The organism is Dietzia sp., assembly GCF_036741115.1.
Taxonomy (GTDB): Bacteria; Actinomycetota; Actinomycetes; order Mycobacteriales; family Mycobacteriaceae; genus Dietzia.
In genome coordinates this window covers 1-21,026 of sequence record NZ_DAINST010000058.1, presented here as the reverse complement: position 1 = coordinate 21,026, position 21,026 = coordinate 1, and the positions used below count along the sequence as shown (strand labels likewise).

The window sequence follows — 21,026 nt, the reverse complement described above, 5'->3', positions numbered from 1 at the left end:
GTCACCGTGGCGCGGCACGGCGGCGTCAACTTCCGCGAAATCGCCGGACGGGTATTGGACACGCTTCGCGCCGAGGGCACCCCGCTTCCTCTCGTCCTCCTCCTCGGGGCCGAATCCGCGACCGAGTCGGCAACTGGCACCGATGCGGCTCGGGAAGAGAAAGCGAGCCACATGCTCGCGCTCGGGGAACCGGGCACCTCCGCCGTCACAGAAGAAGGCTCACACGAAGAAGGGGCCGCGACGGGCCCGGCGGCGCGGCCGGATCCCGAGCATCTCGCTTTTCTCCAGCTCTCGGGCGGCACGACGGGCACACCGAAGCTCATCCCCCGCACGCACGCCGACTATCTGTATTCGATCCGCGAGCAGGCGGCGCTCGCGGGCTGCGACGAGCGCACACGCATGCTCGTGGTCCTGCCTGCTTCGCACAACTTCACGATGAGCTCGCCGGGGATCATCGGCGTGCTCATGCACGGCGGGGCATGCGTGTTCTGCGACGATCCGACCCCGAGCGCTGCGTTCGAGCGCATCGAGACCGAGCGCTGCACCATGGTCTCGCTCGTCCCACCGCTCGCGCTCACGTGGCTCGCCACCCGCGGGATGAGCAAGCGCGACCTCTCCTCGCTCGAGGTGATGCAGGTGGGCGGCGCCAAGTTCCCCGAGGTCGCCGCGCGGCGGATCGAACCGGAGATCGGCTGCACCGTCCAGCAGGTCTTCGGCATGGCGGAGGGCCTGTGCAACTTCACCAAGCTCGACGACCCCGACGACCTGCGCGTGACCACCCAGGGCCATCCCGTGTCCCCCGCCGACGAGATCTCCATCCGGGATGACGACGGCCGTCCCGTCGCCCCGGGCGAGCGCGGGAACCTGTGGACCCGAGGCCCGTACACCATTCGCGGATACCTCGGCGGGGTCGATGCCGAGTCCTTCGACGACGAGGGCTTCTACTGCTCCGGAGACATCGTCCGGCGTCTCGACAACGGCTATCTCGTGGTCGAGGGGCGGGCCAAGGACCAGATCAACCGCGGTGGAGAGAAGATCTCGGCGGAAGAGGTCGAAAACCACCTCCTCGCACACCCTGCGGTCGACGATGTCGCGCTCGTCGCGGTTCCCGACAAGGTTCTCGGCGAGCGCTCGTGCGCGTACGTGATCTCCACCGCTCCGCCCGCCGCAGCGGAGCTCAAGGAATTCGTCCGCTCCCGAGGGATTGCCGCGTACAAGGTCCCCGACCTCTTCGAGTTCGCCGCTGAGTTCCCCTCTACAGGAGTAGGGAAGACGAGCCGGCGGGACCTGCGGCGGATCCTCGCCGCGCACCTCGCTTCCGCACGGGCCTGAACCGCACTCTCGAAAGGACGCCTCCATGGCTCTCACACAAGAACGCATCACCGCCGACGTCGCCCATGCTCTCGAGGTCGCGCCCGAGTCGCTCGGCCGCGACACCGTGCTCGCCGACGCCGGGCTCGACTCGCTTCGCCTCGTGATGCTCGTCGAGAACTGGCGATCCGTAGGAAACGAGATCGACTTCCACGCGCTGATCTCGCTGCCCACGCTCGGCCAGTGGTTCGACGAGCTGGGGGCTGTGTGAGCGGAGACGGAACCGATTCGTACACCGGCGGTTTCCTCGACCAGGACGCGATCGCGGAACGTTTGACGCACGCATCGGCAGCGGACGTCGAGGAATTCTGGCGCGCCGTCGCGCGCGAGGGCACACCACTCGTCGATGCCACGGGCGACAGGGCCACATTCCTCTGGCGGATGCGCCCGGGGCAAAGCAGCAACAGCGCCGTCTACGTGTTCGTCAACCGGGTCACCGACAAGGCGAACATCGACCTCGGAATGCTCGACAACGTTCCGGGGACGGACATCTGGGTTCGCACCCTCGACATCCCGGCAGCCCGGCGTGCGTCCTACGGCTTCCGCGAACTCCCGCCCGGCGAGCGACCGGCGCCCGGACCGCCACCTATCGGCCGCGGCGGGCTCCGCCTCGATCCGCTCAACCCGCTTCCCCCGGTTACCGAGTTCGAAGGCGAGTACGGTCTGTCGGTCTGCCGAGGGTCGACCGCCCCGGACCAGCCGCACTGGGAATCGGAGGAGGCCCACGCTCACGAGATCCTTGGAACTCTTCTCGAGACCACTGCGACTCTGCCGACCAAAGGCGGTACGGCCGCGAAGCGGGCATTGCTCTACCTACCGCCGGCGCCGGCCGACAGCTCGGAGCGCTCAAGCGGCGCGACGGGCACAGGCAGAGCGACGGACTCAGGCGGCGCTCCGCTCGGCTTGATCACCATGTTCGATGCCGAGAAATGGTTCCGCGCCCCCGGCCTTCCTCGTGCGCTCGACTTCGCGATCTCTCGGGGCGATCTGCCGCCCTTCGCGGTACTCGCCATCGAGAACCTCTCCGTCGCCGACAGGATGGCCACGCTCGGCACAGACACCGCCTTTCTCGACGCCGTCGCCGGCGAACTCGTCCCCTGGGCAGTGTCCACCGCAGAAGCCTGCGGTTTCTCCGTGGCGCCGCGCGGCGCGGCGGACAGGATCATCACCGGCGAGAGCCTCGGGGGCCTCTCCTCGCTCCTCGCCGCACTACATTTGCCCGGCGAATGGGGCACGGTCCTCGCCCAGTCGCCATCGATGTGGCGGACTCCCGACGCGACGGGAACGCCGCTGGAACTCGCAGACACGGTCGAGCCGTGGATCACCGGGCACTTCCGCAAGACTCCGCGGCCGGCGGCCGCGCCGCGCGTCCGCATCACGGTCGGCACTGCCGAGGGGCCGAGTATTGCCATGGTGCGCGAGCTCGGCGGCGTGTGCCGAGCGGCCGGATGGGACTGCACCGACACCGTCTACGACGGCGGACACGATAATTCGTGTTGGCGCGGAGAGCTGTTCGCGCTCCTCGCCGGCGCGCAGCTCTCCATGGAAGGAGCACTCCGATGACAGGCGAACTCGGCGCCCGAAGTCGTACAGAGTCCGACACTCCCGCCGGCGCTCTCCCCCTCACTCCCGGCCAGGCATCGATCTGGTTCGGCCAGGAGGCCGCGCCCGACTCGGGCGCATTCCAGTGCGCCGAGTTCCTCGAGTTCCGGTCGGCGGCGAGCGGCGACCGAGTCGATCCGGAACTTCTCGCCGAGGTGATCCGCGACGCCCTCGCGCTGATCCCCGTCCTCCAATCCGAGTTCACGACCGACTCCGCCGGCCGGCCCGTCCTCGTGCCTCGCCCCCACCAATTCGACGTGGCCCGGATCGACGTCCCCGCCGGCACCGATCCGATCGATTGGTCCGTCGCGCGCATCTCGCGCCCACCGGCGAGCCCCGGCCGCCTCCACGGAGACGACCTCTCCGGACACGCCCTCCTCGCGATTCCCGGTGGCGGGATCGCCTGGCTTGCGCGCTTCCACCACATCATCGGCGACGGCCTCGCGATCGGCGCGATCATCCGCTGGATAGCAGCACGCTACACCGCCGCACTCGCCGACGAACCACTACCCGAACCGCCGTTCCTCGCCCCAGAAGAAATGGTCGCGGAGCTGCCCGAGGACGATTTCGATCCGGGCGCGCCGGCCGCGAACCGGTCGGACGTCGCCGATGCCGGCGGAGCCACAGCCGAGTTCTGGCGCTCCCACGAGAACCCCATCCCGCTCGACCAAGACCCCTTGGGCGCACCGCGCGCCCCCTCGGCGGAACCGCGAATCGTCTCGGTTCACGCCGACATCCCCCGCGACGCCCGCGCCGCACTCGGCACTGTCACGAGGGCCCTGAGTTCCAACGAGATGGCCGCGCTCACGGCGATCGCCGCCCACTACGTCGCCGCCTTCTCCGGGTCCGGGTGCGGCCCTGACGCCGAGCCCGTCAACATCGGCCTCCCGCTCATGAACCGACCGCTCGGGCAGAGTTCGACTGCCATCGACCCGCGCGTCAACGTCCTCCCGCTCGTCATCGCCGCGAAGCCCACGGTGGCGGGCACGATCGCCGAGACCACCCGCCGCCTCGACGAGCTCCGCACTCACGGCTCCTACCGCGCCGAGCTCCTGCGCCGCGACCTCGGCATCACCGACCCCGATCGCGCACTCACGGGACCCAGCGTCAACTACCGTCCCTTCGGCACAAGCTTCTCGTTCGCCGGAGTGCCGGCACGGCTCACCACCGTTTCGGTCGGCCCGGTGCACGATCTCGAGTTCCTTTTCCAATCCTCGGATGACGGCGGACTGGACCTACATGTCATGGCCGACACGCACCACCACGACAGAGATTCGGCGCAGGCCCACGCCGATCGCCTCGCCGCGCTCGTCGCCCGGGTCGCAGCGCATCTCGGCGAGGACCCGGAGACACCGTGGTCAGCCGTCCCGCTCGCGCGCCCTGAGGAGCTCGCACCGGTCCTCGGCGGATTCAACGACACCGACCGCGATCTCGCCGTGCCCGCGGATTCCACTGTCGCGAGCCTCCTCGCCGAGTGCCGTCGCGCCGACCTCGCCGATCCCGTTCGCGCCGCCGCGCGCGGGCTCTGGTTTCGGGGCGAGGAGATCGATCGCGAGCAGATGTGGGCAGAGGTCGACGCGCTAGCCGATGCCTTCCGGGCGAGCGGAATCGGCCCCGGCGATATCGTCGCCGTCCACCTCCGTCGGGGACCCGCACTGTGCCTGGGCATCGCGGCGATCTGCTCGCTCGGAGCGGCGTGGACCCCTCTGTCCCCGGACCTGCCCCGGGAGCGCCTCGAACGGATGCTGTCCCGGGCGAACCCGCGAGCGCTGCTCTGCGCGCCGGAGGCCACGCTCGAAGCGCCCGAGATCTTCCGGGTCGACCCAGAGGTTCTACGCCCGTCGAGCACGCTGACGCCCCGCCGTGGGACTTCCACCGCCGACGCATCGACGCTCGTTGACGCGTCGGGGACCGCCACACCGGGCGATCCCGCTTACATCCTCTTCACCTCCGGGTCGACGGGAGAGCCCAAGGCGGTCCAGGTGCCTCAGGTCGGCATCGTCAACAGGCTCGAATGGATGTGCTCGTACTACGGGCTCGGCCCGGCAGACACGCTCATGCAGAAAACACCCTGCTCTTTCGACGTCTCCGTCTGGGAATTCCTCCTGCCCTTCACCCACGGGCTCGGCCTCGCAGTCGCCGAGGACGGCGCGCATAAGGATCCCCTCGACATGGCGGCGGCGCTGCGGGACTCGAGCACGACCTTCTGCCATTTCGTCCCTAGCGCGCTCAAGGTCTTCCTCGATGCGCACGAGCAGTCCCTGCCAGATCTCCGCCAGGTCGTCGTCTCGGGCGAGGCTCTCGATCCAGGGCTCGCGCGGAGCTGCATCGAGCACCTGGGCGTCCAGCTCCACAACCTCTACGGCCCCACCGAGGCGTCGATCGACGTTACCGCACACACGTGCCGCGGCGAGCACGAGATCCCCATCGGCCGCCCCGTGTGGAACACGCGCTGCTACGTTCTCGACGACTTGCTCCGCCCGCTACCCATCGGAGCACGCGGCCAGCTCTTCCTCGCCGGCGTCCAGCTCGCCGACGGGTACCTGGGACAGGATCAGCTCACCGCCGAGCGCTTCGTCCCCGTGCCCTTCGACGAGCCTGGCCGGGCCGGCCACGGTCGCATGTACGCCACGGGCGATATCGCCTCGTGGCGTCCCGATGGAGCGCTGCTGTATCACGGCCGCAACGACTTCCAGATCAAGCTCCGTGGACAGCGGCTAGAGCTCGGGGAGATCGAAGCAGTCATCGCCGGCGCGCCGGGCGTGTCCATGTGCACGGTTCTCGCTCGAGAGCTCGCCGGCGGGCTCACGCTCATGGCCTATGTCGTCCCCGTGGCCGGCGCTGCCGGATCCGCGGAAGGCAGCGACGATGGGTTCCGCGAGGAGGTCCTCCGCCACGCCGCGGCGGCGCTCCCAGAGTACATGGTACCGCTCGTCGTCATCCTCGATTCCCTGCCCATGACCGTCAACGGCAAGCTCGACGCCGCCGCCCTGCCCGATCCGGCCGACTTCGCGGAGGTCGAGGAGCCGGAGAGCCCCACCGAGCGCATCGTCGTCGAGGAACTCGCGGCCACGCTCGGCAAGGCCGGGCCAGTCTCCGTCGCCGCGAACTTCTTCGATCTCGGCGGGAACTCGCTCACCGCGGTGAGGCTCGCTGCGGCCCTGTCCGAACGGTTCGGAGAGCGCGTCTCGGTCGCCGACGTCTTCGCAGCGAAGACCGCGCGGAAGCTCGCCGCGGCTATCGACACCGGCGAAGACGGGGCACCGGGCGCGGATGCGTTCGCCCCGCTCTTCGCGCTGCGCGAGCACTCCACGGGCGTCCCGGTCTTCTGTCTACACCCCGCCGGAGGGCTCGGCTGGGCGTATGCGGGCCTTATCCGCGAACTCGCCCCCGGGCGTGGCGTGTTCGCCGTACAGTCCCCGGGACTCGCCCCGGCAGGCGTCGGGAGTTCCCACGCAGACAGCCCGCACACCGGCTCGAAGAACGGCCCCACTGACGGCGCACAGCGCGCCCCGACTCTGGGCGCTGCGGCCCGTCGAGCCGCCGAGGATATCGCCGCGAAGGCCGCCGCGCTCGGTGCGGACACCGTCGATCTCGTCGGCTGGTCCGTCGGTGGCGTTCTCGCGCAGGAGGTGGCGATCTGTCTCTCCGAGCGAGCCGAATCGAGGCGTGAGGCGCGCCGCGGCGGCGCATCCGTGCGCCGCGTGGTGCTCATGGACTCCTACCCCGCCGAGTTGTGGAGCGGCCTGCCCGCGCCCACCGACGACGAGCGACTCGAGGGCCTGCTCACGATGGCGGGGATCGACCGGGCGAGCGTCGCGCCCGCCGGCGAGCCACTCGCGAAAGAGGACGTGCGGGAGGCGATCCGGGGAGCCGGCGGAACGTTCGGGACGCTCCCGGATACCGTGCTCTCCGGCGTCATCGACATGATCGGCCACAACGCGCGGCTCATGCGCGAACACACGACCCGGCCGTACCACGGAGAGATACGCTTCCTCCGGGCGGGGCGCAATTCCGCGGAGATGGATGCGGCGTCGTGGGCTCCGCACGTTCGGGAAATAGCGACCACCACCCTCGACGTGACCCACCCGGGGCTCGTCTCCCCTGCGTCGCTCCGGATCGTCGGCGAGGCGCTGAGCTAGGTGAAGCGGTGCCGGCGCCCGGGGCCGCGAAAGCGATCCCGAGGCGGTCGGAGTTAGGCGGTCGGTGCCCGGCAGTCAGGCGCCGGCGGCCGGACGTTCCTCGGCGGATCGCGACGCCCGCCACACCGCGCCGGCGCCGCCGAGGCCCGCGAGGAGGAATACGGCAGCGACGCCGAGTGCCCACCGCGTGCCGTCGGCGAACCCGGCGCCGAGCGCCTCGGCGATGGCCTCCTGCTCCGCGCCTCCGTGCCCGACACCGGCCTCGGCGCGATCGCGCTGCGCCGGGATGTTCGAGCCGGCCGATTCGGTGGTCTGGGCGACGAGCTGCTCGGCGTCGCCCGCTGGGACGGATTCGGACTCGAGCGATGCCGGGAGCACCGCGGCCAGGGCCACGGACAACGCGGCACCGGCCACCGCGGTGCCGAGCGCGGTGCCCACCTGTCGCACAGTGCTTTGCGTTGCCGAGGCCTGCCCGGACTCCGCGACGGGCACGTCCCGCAACACCGTGCTCGTGAGCTGCGCCGAGGCCAGCCCGAGACCGAGTCCGTAGACCACGAGCGGGGCCGCGACGAGCCACCCCGGCGTGTCCGGCCCGATGATGACGATGAGGGCCGCGACCCCGAGCAGCTCGAGCGAGAGGCCGATGACGACGGTTGCCGGCGCGCCCACGGCGGCCGCGAGATGCCTGGCCATGGCTCCGGAGAGAAACGCGCCAATTGCCATACCGGCGATAACCAAGCCCGAGGCCATGAGCCCGAGGCCGAGGACGTTGACGAGGTAGAGCGGGAGCACGAAGATCAGCGCGAACTCGCCCACGCCCACGGCGCCAGCCGTGAGATTGCCCCACGAGAACGTCCTGATCGCGAAGAGCCTCGTGTCGAGGAGCGCCGAGCGGCGATTGTGTTCGCGATGCTTCTCCCACACGGCGAAGAGACAGAGGGCGACGGCTGCGACGGCGATCGCGACCGGCACGGGGCCGATCGTCGCGTCGGCCGGCCATGTGAACCCTCCAAGGGAGAATTCCCGGATCGGAGTCCACCATCCCGTGCTCGGACCCTGCACCACCGCGAAGACGAGCGCGCCGAGCCCGATGGCGCTCAGCAACGCGCCATCGACATCGGCGCCGCGCCTCTGCTCTCCCCCGCGGGTCTCCGGGACCGTGAAAAGCGCAGACACCGCGACCGCGATCCCGAGGGGAATGTTCACGAGGAAGATCCAATGCCAGGACGCCCACTGCGTGAGCGCTCCGCCGAGCAGCGGGCCCACCGCAGCAGCCCCGGAGATGACGGCACCCCACACGCCGAATGCGGCGGCGCGGTACTTGCCTCGGAACACCGCGTTCACCGTCGACAGCGTGGACGGCATGATGAACGCCGCGCCGATGGCCTGGATCGCTCGCGCCCAGAGCAGCGGGGCGGCGGAGTCGGCTGTTGCCGCGAGAGCGCTGCCCACGACAAAAATCCCGAGTCCTGAGAGGAACAGTCTCCGTCGCCCGAAGCGATCGGCGAGCTTCCCCGACGACAGCAGGAGCGCCGCGAGGAGCACGGCGTAGAGGCTGTTCACCCACTGCGCGGTGGTCAGGGTCAGCCCGATTTCGGGGATGATCTGTGGGAGCGCGACGCCTACGATCGTGCCGTCGAGGACGATGAGCCCGAGTCCCGCGGACAGCGTCGCGAGTCCGAACCACCCGCGCCTCCCCGGCGCCTGCCCAGAGTCCCTCTTCGTGTCCGGCCTACCGGCCGGCGCCGCCGGCCTCCCCGCGGCCGGCGACATTGCGGTCTCGTATTCGGAGCTCATCGTGCTGCGAGCTCGCGGTCGGACTCTGCCCCACGGCGCGCGGACTCGGCGCCGACGGCCTTGCCCAGCGAGACGAACAGCAGGACGAAACCGACGGTGAGAAGGATGTGGCCGAGCCCCGCGATCCCGGAGATCGCCGGGGAGACTTCGTCGTGCCCGAGCACGGTGAGGGTGCCGTGCACGAGGAGCATCACGACGGTGAGGACGACGCCGGCGTTGTAGGTCCAGAAGAACCAGCGGAACTCGCGCGAGTCCGAGAGCCGGAAGAGCTTGTCGAGCGCGAGGACCACGAGAAGGATCGTCGTGCCGAGCGCGAACAGGTGCGTGTGCACGACGCTGAGCTGGGTAAAGGCGTCCTCCGGGAAATCCTGGGCCTTGGTGAGCTCACGGAAGTAGAGGCCGCCGAGAAGGCCGAGGACGGTGTAGGTGAGTGCGGCGTAGAACGTCGAGCGCAACACGATGGGATCTTCCTTTCGAACGAGCGTCGATGCCCGGCCGGGGCCGGTTCTCGGCCCGCGGCATCGGTGGTCTTGTCAGCGGCGCGGCCGGCGATTCGTCCGGTCCGCACCGCTCCATCGACTATGTTCCGCCGAATCCTCTCCGATCCCATCCATCGAAGGTCGGATTCCCGCTCCTCTTTCGTCGTACGAGGAGCGCATGCGACTCCGCCCGCGCGAGGTGTGTTCGCGCGGGCGGGAATTCTCCGGCGTCTCCGCCTTCATGTCGGGTTGGCGGGCCGCCCATCGTGTGGCCCGTCGCGGTGCTCAGCGTCGCTGACGCCGCTCCTTGACCCGGACGTTGATCCGGATCGGCGAGCCGTCGAAGCCGAAGGTCTCCCGGAGCCGCCGTTCGAGGAAGCGACGGTAGCCGGCCTCGATGAACCCGGTGGAGAACAGCACGAACGTGGGCGGGCGGGTGGTCGCCTGCGTCGCGAAGCGGATACGCGGGAGGCGGCCGCCGCGCATCGGCGGCGGGGTCGCGGAGATGACCTCCTTGAGCCATGTGTTGAGGTACCCGGTGGGGATCCGCTTGTCCCAGGACTCGAGAGCCTCCTCGATCGCGGGCACGAGCTTCTGCAGCGCGCGGCCCGTGGACGCGGAGATGTTGACTCGCGCGGCCCACGTGAGGATCTTGCTGAGCTCGCGGTCGATTTCCTTGTCGAGGTCGTAGCGGCGGTCCTCGTCGACGAGATCCCACTTGTTGAAGGCGATGACGAGAGCGCGGCCGGCGTCGGCGACCATCGAGATGACGCGCAGGTCCTGCTCGGTGATGGGCTCGGAGGCGTCGATCATGAGGATGACGACCTCGGCGGCCTCGATCGCCGCCTTCGTGCGCAGCGATGCGTAGAACTCGTGCCCGTACGACTGATTGACCTTGCGGCGAAGCCCGGCGGTGTCGACGAAGCGCCACACCTTGCCGCCGAGCTCCACGAGCGAGTCGACCGGGTCGACCGTGGTGCCGGCGACGTTGTCGACCACCGATCGCTCCTCGCCGACGAGCTTGTTGAGCAGGCTCGACTTACCGACGTTCGGCTTGCCCACGAGCGCGACTCGGCGGGGCGCGCCTTCGGTGGACTCCCCCGCCTTCGCCTTGTCCGGGAGTGTCGCGACGATCTTGTCGAGGAGGTCGCCGGTGCCGCGGCCGTGCGCCGCCGACAGCGGGAACGGTTCGTCGAGCCCGAGGCCCCAGAACTCTGCCGCCTCAAGGACCGCCTTGTCCGAGTCAACCTTGTTGACCGCGAGGATCACGGGCGTCTTGGCGCGACGCAGGGTGCGGGCGACGGTCTCGTCGCCCGCCGTGATCCCCACGGTGCCGTCGGCGACGAGCACAACGACGTCCGCGGTGTTCATCGCGATCTCGGCCTGCTGCGCGATCGAGCGGTGCAGCCCCTTGGCGTCCTGCTCCCAGCCGCCGGTGTCCTGGACCATGAACCGGCGGCCGTTCCACAGCGCCTCGTAGGAATTACGGTCGCGGGTCACGCCCGGCACGTCCTCGACGACGGCCTCGCGCCTCCCGATGATCCTGTTGACCAGCGTGGACTTGCCGACGTTAGGGCGTCCGACAATCGCAACGGTCGGGAGGATCTCGCTCTCGATGTCCTCGTAGCCGAGATCGGCGGCGTACTCGGAAGCTATGGCGTCCCAGTCGGTGCCGTCGTCCCAGTCCTCGCCCTCCTCGTAGACCACGGTCTCGGGCTCGGGCGCGGACTCGAGGGGATCGGCGGCGGAGGTGTTCTCGTAGGGATCTACCGGGTTGTCGGTGCTCTTGCCGTTGTCGTCTTCGCTCATCATTGCTTCTCCCGCGCGGTCTCGACGAGGTTGACGAGCTGCGCGAGCACGTCCTCGATGGTCTGATCGCTGGTGTCCATGACGACCGCGCCGTCGGCCGCTCTCAGCGGGGACTCGACGCGAGAGGAGTCCTTCTCGTCTCGCGCGATCACGGCGGCGAGGATCTCGTCGTAGTCCGCGTCCCGGCCGGCCGCCATGTCCTGGTCGGTCCTGCGCTGGGCGCGCACCTCGGCGCTCGCGGTGAGGAAGACCTTGACCTCGGCATCTGGCAGGACGACAGTGCCGATGTCCCGCCCCTCGAGCACCACGGAGCGCTCCCCACGGGCGAGGCGCTGCTGCAGCGCTACGAGGTTCTCGCGTACCTCGCGGATAGCCGAGACCACGGACACGTTGGCGGTCACTTCTGCCGTCCTGATGGCCTCGGACACGTCTTCTCCGTCGAGCATGACGACGGTCTTCCCGGGATCGGAGCCGATCTCGAGAGCGAGGTCTCTCGTCGCCTTGACCACGGCTGCGGGGTCCTCGGGGTCGACGCCGCGGCGCAGCACCTCGAGCGTCGCCGCGCGGTACATCGCGCCGGTGTCGAGGTAGGCGCCGCCGATCCGTTCCGCGAGCCGCCGCGCGAGCGTGGACTTACCCGTGCCGGCCGGGCCGTCGATGGCGACCTTGACGGGCCGGGGCTGCTCATTCTGATTGATGCTCACAGGTCCACCGCCGTATAGAGATCGGAGATTTCGTTTCGACCGAGCTTGCGGAGCGTGCTCGGGCGCTGATCGCCGAGGTTGACCCCGCCGAGCTTGACGCGCACGAGCCGCTCCACCGGGTACCCCACCTCGGCGAGGAGCCTGCGGACGATGTGCTTGCGCCCCTCGTGGAGCACGACCTGGACGAGCGAGTGCCCGTCGTGGACGTCGAGGATCGAGAAGTGGTCGGCCTTGACCGGCCCGTCGTCGAGCTCGATCCCCGCACGCAGCTTCTTGCCGAGTCCCTTCTCCACGACGCCGTTGACCTGCGCGATGTAGGTCTTCGGGATCTCGTAGGACGGGTGCATGAGCCGGTGGGCGAGCTCGCCGTCGTTGGTGACGAGGATGAGGCCCTCGGTATCCGCGTCGAGCCTCCCGACGTGGAAGAGTCGCTGCCCGGAATCGACGCGCGAGGCGATGAGATCGCCGATGCACGGGCGCCCGAACTCGTCGGACATCGTCGAGTGCATGCCCTTGGGCTTGTTGAGCGCGAGGTAGACCATCGTGTCGTCGAGCACGATGCGCGTGCCGTCGACGCGGATGATCGACGAAACGGGGTCGACCTTGACGCCCTGGGCGCGGACGACCTTGCCGTCGACCTCGACGCGCCCTTGCGCGATGAGGTCCTCGGAGGCACGACGCGAGGCCACACCTGCCTGGGCGAGTACTTTCTGGAGGCGGACCGGCTCGCGCGCGGGCGGCTGCGCCTCGCCGTTGGAGTCTTCCGGTGTGCCTTCGCGGCTAGCGGGATCTGTCATGTCCTCTTAATTCTCATCGTGGGGTTCGGTGGCCTCTAATACGTCGTCGGAGGCCCCGGCAGATTCTACGTCCCTTCGCTGCCTGCGGGAAAGCGGAGAGCGCGGATCGTCCTCGGGATCGTCGGAGAACTCGTCGACCACGTCGACGTCCGGGAGCAGCGGGGCGATGTCGGGAAGCTCCTCTATGCCCGAGAGCCCGAGCCTGTCGAGGAAGAGCTCGGTCGTCCGGTAGAGGATGCCGCCCGAGTCCGGGTCGTTCCCCGCCTCGACGACGAGACCGCGTGTGGACAGGGTCCGGACGACGCCGTCGACGTTGACCCCGCGCACGGCGGCGATGCGCGAGCGGGTCACCGGCTGGCGATAGGCGATCACAGCGAGCGTTTCCAGCGCCGCCCGCGAGAGCTTGGCTCGGCTGCCCTCGAGGATGAGCCGCTCGACCGCATCCGAATAGTCTCGACGGGTGTAGAGCCGCCACCCCTCGGCGGTCGCGCGGAGGTCCATACCCGAAGATTCACCGTCGAGCTCGGACTGCCAGCGGCGCAGCTCGGTGGAGATCTCTTCGATCGGGGCGTCGGCCGCGTAGGCCAGCTGGGACTCGGTGGCCGGCACGTCGACGACGAGCAGCAGCGCCTCCAGAACGTGCCGGAGCTCGCGCCCCCGTTTTTCGGCGACGTCTCCGGAGGCCCCTGCCACTGGATCCGCCTCGGATTCCGTCGGCTCCCCGCCCTCGGTCTGTTCCGCTAGTCCCATTCGTCACTCCCCGTGATCACGTCGGCCGCGTCCTCTCCAGTCCATACCACCACGAGGTCGTCTTCCGGGTCGTCCTGGAAGAGCGCCACAGCCTTGGCCCGGTAGAGCTCGAGGAGTCCGAGGAAGCGCGCGACGATCTCGAGCGAGTTCTCGCAGTCGGAGACGAGTTCCCCGAACCCGAACGGCTCACCTTTGCCCCGCAGGCGGAATTTCTCGAGCATCCTCGCCGCCTGTTCCGGGACGGACACGGCCGGGGCGTGGATATGCGCGACACCGACCTCGTCCACCGGCTTCGGGCGCAGAGCAACCGCGGCGATCTGGCCGAAGCCCTCGGCGTCGACGCCGAGTTCGACCTCCGGGAGGAGGTCGACGAACTGTTCCTCGGGGCCCACCGCGCGCGGATAGCCGATGCGCGCGGCGCGCTCGAGTTCGCCGAACATGTCCGCGACGCGCGCGAACGCGCGGAACTGGAGAAGGCGGGCGAAGAGGAGGTCGCGCGCCTGGAGTAGAGCGAGATCCTCGGGATCGTCGACCTCGCCGGCAGGGATGAGCCGCGCCGCCTTGAGGTCGAGAAGCGTCGCCGCGACGACGAGGAACTCGGTGATCTGCTCGAGTCCGGCCTCCGCACCGAGCGCCCGGGTGTAGTCGACGAACTCGTCGGTGACCTCGTGGAGCGCGACTTCCGTGACATCGAGTCTCTTCGAGTCGATGAGCTGGAGCAGCAGGTCGAAGGGGCCGGTGAAGTTCCCGAGGTGGACGCTGAATCGCCCGGCGTCGGCCTGGGACTCCGGCTCCGGCGCTGCAACCGGCTCCACGCCAGGCACTGCAATCGGCGCTGCAACCGGCTCCACGCCAGGCACTGCAACCGGCACTACATCCGACTCCGCACCAGGCGAGTCGCCCGGCTCAGCGTCCGCGGGCGATGACTTCACGGGCGAGGGCGCGGTAGGCCTGGGCGCCGGCCGATTTCGGCGCCCACGAGGTGATGGGCTCGCCGGCGACGGTGGTCTCCGGGAAACGGACCGTCCGCGTGATCACCGTGTCGAAGACCCGATCCCCGAACACCTCGACGACCCGGGACATGACATCGCGGGCATGCACCGTGCGGCGGTCGAACATCGTGATGAGGATGCCGCCGAGGTGCAGGCGCGGGTTGAGCCTGTCGCGGACCTTCTCCACGGTGTCGTTGAGCAGCGCGAGACCGCGAAGCGCGAAGTATTCGCACTCCATCGGGATGACGACGTTGTCCGAGCAAGTCAACGCGTTGACCGTGAGGAGGCCCAGAGATGGTTGGCAATCGATGAGGATGAAGTCGTAGCGGTCCGCGATGGGATAGAGCGCACGGTTGAGCGCCTGTTCCCGCCCCACCTCGTTGACGAGCTGGATCTCGGCGGCGGATAGATCGATGTTCGCCGGGATGAGGTCGACGCCCTCGACACGCGTCCGCACGAGGACCTCCTCGGTCGACACCGAGGGGTCTATGAGCAGGTTGTACACGGTGATGTCGAGCTCGTGGTGCGGGACGCCGAGCCCGGCGGAGAGCGCGCCCTGCGGGTCGAGGTCGACCACGAGCACCCGGCGGCCGTACTCGGCGAGCGCGGCGGCGAGGTTGATCGTGCTCGTGGTCTTGCCGACACCGCCCTTCTGATTGCACATCGCGATCACTGTCGCGGGGCCGTGGGACACGAGCGGTTGCGGTTCGGGGATCGCGTCGAATCCCGCGCCTGCCGCGTCGCTGTCCTCGCCGAGGAGCTCGGCACGCGAGAACAGAGCGGGATCCATCGGCCTCGACTCGCTCGCCATTTCCACCTCTCGCCACTTCATTCGGCACACGGATACTCGGCACACGGAACAAGCCGCGCTTTCCGACTCACATTCTCTCCAACACTACCGCGCACCTATGTGGCGCGTGGATGGGATTGCGCCCAAACCTCCCGCAGCGTCTCGATGGTCACCTTCGTATAGATCTGGGTCGTCGAGACGGAGGAATGCCCGAGCATCTCCTGCACGACACGGATGTCCGCTCCCCCCTCGAGGAGGTGCGTGGCGAAGGAATGGCGCAGCGTGTGTGGGGAGACCTGCGGGGTCCCCTGCTCGTCCGTACCTCCGCCGAGACCGGCCCGCTCGGCGCAGTCGCCGACCACCGTCCACAACGTCTGCCGGCTGAGTCGGCCGCCGCGCGCATTGAGGAACAGCGCGGGCCGCCCCGACCGATTCAGCGCGGGCCTCGCGCGCACGAGGTAGGCGCCGACTGCGGCGCGCGCGGGCGCGCCCACGGGGACGATCCGCTCCTTCTGTCCCTTACCCACGACACGCATCGCCGCGAAGTCCCCGGCCGGGACCTCGAGCACGGCGCTCACGTCGTCGACGTCGAGGGCTAGCAGCTCCGCAGCGCGCAGGCCGCTCGAATACAGCAGCTCGAGCATGGCCCTGTTTCGGATCCTGCCCGGGTCGGTGTCGGATGCGGTATCACCAGCCGCCTCGAGCAGAGCGACCGTCTCGGACACCGAGAGCGCCTTGGGTAGCCTCCGCCCGGCCCGCGGCAGCTCGACCGTCGCGGCGACGTCCGCGGCGACGCGCCCATCGCGCGCCGCGAACCGGTGCAGGCCACGGACGGAGGACAGCGCCCTGGACACGGAACTCGCGGCGAGCGGGCGCGCTCCGGACTCCGGGTCTCCCTCGGCGAGCTCACGCCGGAATCCCTCGATGTTCGCCTCGTCGACGTCGCCGATCTCGCAGATCCCCGAGGCCTCGAGGTACTCGGAATACCGACACAGGTCGCGGCGATACGCCGCAATCGTGTGGCGAGACGCGCCCTTCTCCACGGCGAGGTGGTCGAGGTACTCGCCTATGACGGCGGAGGCGCGCATTAAGGCGAGCCCCCGCGCCACCGCACGACCGCTGTCCTACCGTTCGCGCCGGCCATGGATCATCCTCGACGCGGCGAGCAGCCCGGCGACGGCGATCGCGTTGATGATCTCGCCGGAGAGGACCCTCTTCACGGCGTCCTCGAGCGGCACCCAGGAGACCTCGATTTCGGCCTCCTCGTCCTCGCGTTCCTCTGGCGGCTGCGGCGACAGCCCGGTCGCGAGAAACACGTGCACTACTTCTGTCGAGAATCCGGGGCTCGTCGCGAGGGTGACGAGCGGGGCGAGGGAATCCGCGGCGAGCGCGGCCTCCTCCGCGAGCTCGCGCGCCGCTGTCGACTCGGGGGCTTCGCCCTCGACGTCGCGCAGGCCTGCGGGGACCTCCCAGATTCGCTCGCCGAGCGGGTGGCGGTACTGGCGGATGAGGCAGACACGGTCCTCTTCATCGACGGCGACCACACCCACGCCACCCATGTGCTCGACCACTTCCCGAAGGGCGCTGTGGCCCCCGGGCATGGTCACTGTGTCGACGCGGACAGAGGCCACAAGGCCGGAAAAGGGGCGCGTGCTCTCCAGCACCTCGTAGCCGGTGGTTCCCTCGACCATCACCGATCCCGTCCCTTCGTTCCGCGCGGCCCTCCCGGACCGGGCGGCTCGGCGGCTTTGGCTACTCGCCGTCCGCCGTCACTCCCGTCTCGTTCTTCTCCTCCTGCGACTCCGCACCGTTGTCGCCGCGCCATGGCTCTACGGGCAGCGAGAGCTCGTTGCCGTAGGCCAGGGAGGCCGCGATGAACGCCGCGAACAGCGGGTGCGCGCGGGTGGGGCGCGACTTGTACTCGGGGTGCGCCTGCGTGCCCACGAGGAACGGATGGGTATCGCGCGGGTACTCGACGAACTCGACGAGCTTGCCATCGGGCGAGGTGCCCGAGAACTCGAGTCCCGACTCGGCGATCTTCTCGCGGTAGTCGTTGTTGACCTCGAAGCGGTGGCGGTGGCGCTCGGAGACCTCCGTGGCGCCGTACGCCCCGGCCACGATGGACTTCGGGGCGAGCTTCGCCGGGTAGGCGCCGAGGCGCATGGTTCCGCCGAGATCGGCCTCGCCGGAGACGGCGTCGAGCTGATCGTCCATCGTGGAGATCACCGGGTAGGTGGTCTCGGGATCGAACTCGCTCGAGGACGCTCCCTCGAGGCCGGCCTCGCGCGCGGCCTCGATGACGATGCACTGGAGGCCGAGGCACAGGCCGAGCAGCGGGATGCCGTGCGTGCGGGCGTAGCGGATCGCGCCGACCTTGCCCTCGATGCCGCGGATGCCGAAGCCGCCGGGGACGCAGATCCCGTCGATGTCGGAGAGGGCCTCGCGGGCGCCTTCTTCCGTCGCGCAGTCATCGGACTGCACCCAGCGGATGTTGACCTTGGCGTGGTGCGCGAAGCCGCCGGCGCGCAGCGCCTCCGTGACCGAGAGGTACGCGTCCGGGAGGTCGATGTACTTGCCCACGAGCGCGATGGTCGTCTCCTCGCGCGGGGAGTGGACCCGGTCGAGCAGGTCGCCCCACACGGTCCAGTCGACATCGCGGAACGGCAGGTTGAGCTTGCGTACGACGTGAGTGTCGAGGTGCTCGCGGAAGAGGACCTGCGGGATGTCGTAGATGCTCGGCGCGTCCGGGGTGGAGACGACGCCCTCGAGGTCGACGTCGCACATGAGCGCGATCTTGTTCTTCATCGCGTCGGGGATCTCGCGATCGCAGCGGAGGATGAGCCCGTCGGGCACGATGCCGATCGACCGCAGCGCGGAGACCGAGTGCTGCGTCGGCTTGGTCTTGAGCTCGCCCGAGGGGGCGAGGTACGGGACGAGCGAGACGTGGAGGAAGAAGATGTTCTCGCGGCCGACCTCGTGGCGCACCTGTCGCGCAGCCTCGAGGAAGGGCTGGGACTCGATGTCGCCGACCGTGCCTCCGATCTCGGTGATGACGACGTCCGGCGTGTTGCCCTCGGCGTCCGGGAGGTTCATCGACAGGATGCGGCTCTTGATCTCGTCGGTGATGTGGGGAATCACCTGAACCGTGTCGCCGAGGTACTCGCCGCGCCGCTCCTTCGCGATGACGCTCGAGTACACCTGCCCCGTCGTGACATTCGCATTGCCCGAGAGATTGCGGTCGAGGAAGCGCTCGTAGTGGCCGAGATCAAGATCGGTCTCCGCGCCGTCTTCCGTGACGAACACCTCTCCGTGCTGGAAGGGGTTCATCGTCCCGGGATCGACGTTGAGGTAGGGGTCGAGCTTCTGCATCGTGACCCGGAGACCGCGCGCGGTGAGCAGCGCCCCGAGGCTGGATGCGGTCAACCCCTTGCCCAGGGACGACGCCACGCCGCCGGTGACAAAAATGTGCTTGGCAGTGTGCCGCGATCCTGCGCGGTTATTCGGCATTTGATCTCCCGTGTCTTGGCTGTCGATGGCCGCGTCTTGAGCAAGCCGCTGTGGAGCGGAACTGCGGCAAGAGGTCGAGCTTCCCACGGGGCCTCAGAATAACACGAGCCGCCCGCGGCGAGGTCTCCCTCCTCCGCGGGCGGCGTGTGTGGATCGGATAGCCTCCGGCGGCCGCGACCGCTATTTGCCCATGAGCCCCTGCACCCAGACGGCGAAGTGGTTCCACTGTGCCACGAGCCAGTCCATGACGGCGGAGGTCTGGTCCGAGAAGACGAGCGCGGCGGCGACCACGCCGAGAACGACGAGCGCGAGCAGCGCGAGCGCCAGGGCACCGCCCCTGCTCCGGTAGAGGCTCGCGCAGGCCCGGGCGGGCACGATCTTGTCGCGCACGACCATGTTGACCACCGAGGTCGTCGGCGAGCTTCCATCGGCGGCGAACTGCTCCGACAGGCCAGAGGTCTCTCCCGCGGTGACGATCATCGACGCGCCGCCGTGGTGCGCGAGCAGCACGGCCATGTCGCGTGCCGGGGCCGCGGCGGGGAAGGTCACGGCGCCGAGCTCGAGCTCGGTGATTCGCTCGGCGCTGGGGCAGCGTCCGTCGCGGTCTGCGCCGAGGACGATCTCGCCGGCATCGCGCAGGGCCTTCTCGCTCATCTCACGGGCGTCCCCGACGACGAGGTCGGGGCGGAAGCCCGCGTCGCGGAGCGTGCCGGCGCCGCCGTCGACCCCCACGAGGATCGGCCGGTACTCGCGGATGAAGGGCTTGAGCGAGTGGAGCTCCTCGGCGGCTCCCTGCCCGTCGGAGACGACCACGACGTGCTGATCGGCGAAGTCGAGGCGCAGCTCGGGCATCCCCTCGCCGTCGATGAGCAGCGAGTGCTCGACGTGGAGGAACTCGACGGCGTCGGCGTAGTGCGACAGCGCCGAGTCGACGAGCTCGCGCTCGGCATCGGCGTTCGAGTCGAGCAGCGCGGCGGCGTCGGCCTCGCGGCCTTCGCCGAGCTCGTGCTCGCCGAGGAAGACCCGCCCGCCGTCGATGCGGACCCTGTCGCCGTCGCCGAGGCGGGCGATGTCGGAGGAGGTGACGCCCTCGATCACTGGGACGCCGGCGGAGGCGAGGATACGATATGCGGCGCGCGGGACGCGGTTCCCACCCGCCCCGACGTTGACGATGTGACCGACCGAGGACTCGACCATCCTCGTCGCGTCCTCCACGGAGAGCGAATCGAGCGAGACGAAAGCAATGTCCTTCTCGGACATGCGCCGCGGCAGTGTCTCCCCCTTGCGAGGGAGCCTGGCGCTGCCGACGACACCAGTGAGTTCTTGGTTGTTGCGAGAGAGCAGCCCTGACATCTTCATGCCGAACACTATGCCTGAAGTAAAGGTTTAGACTTGCCCGACTCGCCGTGTCAGATGTGTTTTAGAGGGACGAAAGTTACACCCGTGCTATTCGTGCGCGGCCTACCTGTCTGCCTGCGCCTTCTCTAGCAAGTCCTTGGCGTGCGCGAGGCCGGTGTCGGAGTCGTCCATTCCGGCGAGCATCCTCGCGAGCTCCCGCACGCGTTCCTCCCCCTCGACTGCGCCGACCCCGGAGATGATCGACTCCTCCCCCGTGGTCTTGCTCACCACGAGGTGCGTGTCCGCGTACGCGGCGACCTGCGCCAGGTGAGTGACGGCGAGCACCTGGTGATTGCGGGCGAGCATCGCGAGGCGCTTGCCGATGGACAACGCCGCCCGACCGCCCACCCCGGCATCGACCTCGTCGAAGACTAGAGTCCCTCCGGACGTTCCTTCTGCGAGCACGACCTCGAGTGCGAGCATCACCCGCGAGAGCTCGCCGCCGGAGGCGCCCTTGCCCAGCGGCACGGCACCGCCGCTGCCCACGAGGAGCATCTCCACGGAATCGAGCCCGGACTCGGTGGGCACGACCCCGTCGATCTCGGGCCCGCCCGTGGCGCGGGAGATACGAACGTCGAGCTGGGCTCCGCTCATCGAGAGCTCGGCGAGCTCACCGCTCACCGCGCCGGCCAGCGTCTTCGCAGCTTTCTCTCGCGCCTTCGTGAGGGCCTTGCCCACTTCCGCGATCTCTCCGCGCAGCCTCTTTACCTCCGACTTGAGCTCCGCCATCGCCTCGTCGGAGGTGTCCAGGCCCGCGAGCCGCTGCCTCGCCTGCTCCGCCCACGCCAGGACACCGTCGATGTCCTCGCCGTATTTGCGGGTCAGCCCCTTGAGCGCGTGCCGCCGCCCGAGCGCACTCTCGAGCGCGTCCTCGTCGACGTCGAGCCA

General features: G+C 69.2%; 16 protein-coding genes and 1 pseudogene. 4 read left to right on the top strand and 13 right to left on the bottom strand.

Annotation, left to right across the window (positions count from 1 at the left end; all coding sequences use genetic code 11):
• The 4 genes from V7E05_RS09975 to V7E05_RS09960 all read left to right on the top strand — a co-directional run.
• Positions 1-1,332, top strand: a 1,332-nt coding sequence (locus V7E05_RS09975) for a (2,3-dihydroxybenzoyl)adenylate synthase (RefSeq protein WP_333619506.1), incomplete at its 5' end; no start/stop codon positions are given.
• Positions 1,333-1,357: 25 nt separating this feature from the next.
• Positions 1,358-1,582, top strand: a complete 225-nt coding sequence (locus tag V7E05_RS09970; RefSeq protein WP_333619505.1) for a phosphopantetheine-binding protein — start codon at positions 1,358-1,360, stop codon at positions 1,580-1,582.
• Positions 1,579-2,934, top strand: coding sequence for an enterochelin esterase domain-containing protein (locus V7E05_RS09965; RefSeq protein ID WP_333619504.1), 1,356 nt, complete (start codon positions 1,579-1,581; stop codon positions 2,932-2,934). The genes V7E05_RS09970 and V7E05_RS09965 overlap by 4 nt, the downstream gene beginning before the upstream one ends.
• Complete coding sequence (locus V7E05_RS09960) at positions 2,931-7,115, top strand: amino acid adenylation domain-containing protein (protein WP_333619503.1); 4,185 nt, start codon at positions 2,931-2,933, stop codon at positions 7,113-7,115. The genes V7E05_RS09965 and V7E05_RS09960 overlap by 4 nt, the downstream gene beginning before the upstream one ends.
• A gap of 75 nt (positions 7,116-7,190) precedes the next feature.
• Here the strand turns inward: V7E05_RS09960 and V7E05_RS09955 are convergent, their stop codons facing one another.
• The 13 genes and pseudogenes from V7E05_RS09955 to V7E05_RS09895 form a co-directional block, all read right to left on the bottom strand.
• Positions 7,191-8,912, bottom strand: coding sequence for a DHA2 family efflux MFS transporter permease subunit (locus V7E05_RS09955; protein ID WP_333619502.1), 1,722 nt, complete (start codon positions 8,910-8,912; stop codon positions 7,191-7,193).
• Positions 8,909-9,370 (bottom strand): DUF2871 domain-containing protein, encoded by a 462-nt coding sequence (locus tag V7E05_RS09950; protein WP_333619501.1) that lies wholly within the window; start codon positions 9,368-9,370, stop codon positions 8,909-8,911. Before V7E05_RS09950 ends, V7E05_RS09955 begins: the two co-directional genes overlap by 4 nt.
• Before the next feature lie 306 nt (positions 9,371-9,676).
• Positions 9,677-11,200: a ribosome biogenesis GTPase Der gene (gene der, locus V7E05_RS09945; protein ID WP_333619500.1), complete on the bottom strand. Its 1,524-nt coding sequence runs from the start codon at positions 11,198-11,200 to the stop codon at positions 9,677-9,679.
• Positions 11,200-11,904 (bottom strand): (d)CMP kinase, encoded by a 705-nt coding sequence (cmk, locus tag V7E05_RS09940; RefSeq protein ID WP_333619499.1) that lies wholly within the window; start codon positions 11,902-11,904, stop codon positions 11,200-11,202. The genes der and cmk overlap by 1 nt, the downstream gene beginning before the upstream one ends.
• Complete coding sequence (locus V7E05_RS09935; protein ID WP_333619498.1) at positions 11,901-12,701, bottom strand: pseudouridine synthase; 801 nt, start codon at positions 12,699-12,701, stop codon at positions 11,901-11,903. Before V7E05_RS09935 ends, cmk begins: the two co-directional genes overlap by 4 nt.
• Positions 12,702-12,707: 6 nt before the next feature.
• Positions 12,708-13,451 carry an SMC-Scp complex subunit ScpB gene (gene scpB, locus V7E05_RS09930; RefSeq protein ID WP_333619497.1) on the bottom strand — a complete coding sequence of 248 codons (744 nt, stop codon included), beginning with the start codon at positions 13,449-13,451 and terminating at the stop codon, positions 12,708-12,710.
• Positions 13,442-14,266: a segregation and condensation protein A gene (locus V7E05_RS09925; RefSeq protein WP_333619496.1), complete on the bottom strand. Its 825-nt coding sequence runs from the start codon at positions 14,264-14,266 to the stop codon at positions 13,442-13,444. The genes scpB and V7E05_RS09925 overlap by 10 nt, the downstream gene beginning before the upstream one ends.
• A 91-nt stretch (positions 14,267-14,357) precedes the next feature.
• Positions 14,358-15,233 (bottom strand): ParA family protein, encoded by an 876-nt coding sequence (locus V7E05_RS09920; RefSeq protein ID WP_333619507.1) that lies wholly within the window; start codon positions 15,231-15,233, stop codon positions 14,358-14,360.
• Between the two features lie 116 nt (positions 15,234-15,349).
• Positions 15,350-16,321, bottom strand: coding sequence for a site-specific tyrosine recombinase XerD (locus V7E05_RS09915; protein WP_333619495.1), 972 nt, complete (start codon positions 16,319-16,321; stop codon positions 15,350-15,352).
• Between the two features lie 36 nt (positions 16,322-16,357).
• On the bottom strand, positions 16,358-16,924 hold the full coding sequence (locus V7E05_RS09910; RefSeq protein ID WP_333619494.1) for an NUDIX hydrolase: 567 nt from the start codon (positions 16,922-16,924) through the stop codon (positions 16,358-16,360).
• 61 nt (positions 16,925-16,985) lie between these two features.
• Positions 16,986-18,740, bottom strand: a complete 1,755-nt coding sequence (locus V7E05_RS09905; protein WP_333619493.1) for a CTP synthase — start codon at positions 18,738-18,740, stop codon at positions 16,986-16,988.
• A 180-nt stretch (positions 18,741-18,920) separates the two neighbouring features.
• Positions 18,921-20,099 carry a putative cytokinetic ring protein SteA gene (gene steA / locus V7E05_RS09900; protein ID WP_333619492.1) on the bottom strand — a complete coding sequence of 393 codons (1,179 nt, stop codon included), beginning with the start codon at positions 20,097-20,099 and terminating at the stop codon, positions 18,921-18,923.
• 102 nt (positions 20,100-20,201) lie between these two features.
• A pseudogene (locus V7E05_RS09895) lies at positions 20,202-21,026 on the bottom strand (DNA repair protein RecN); the annotation flags it as partial.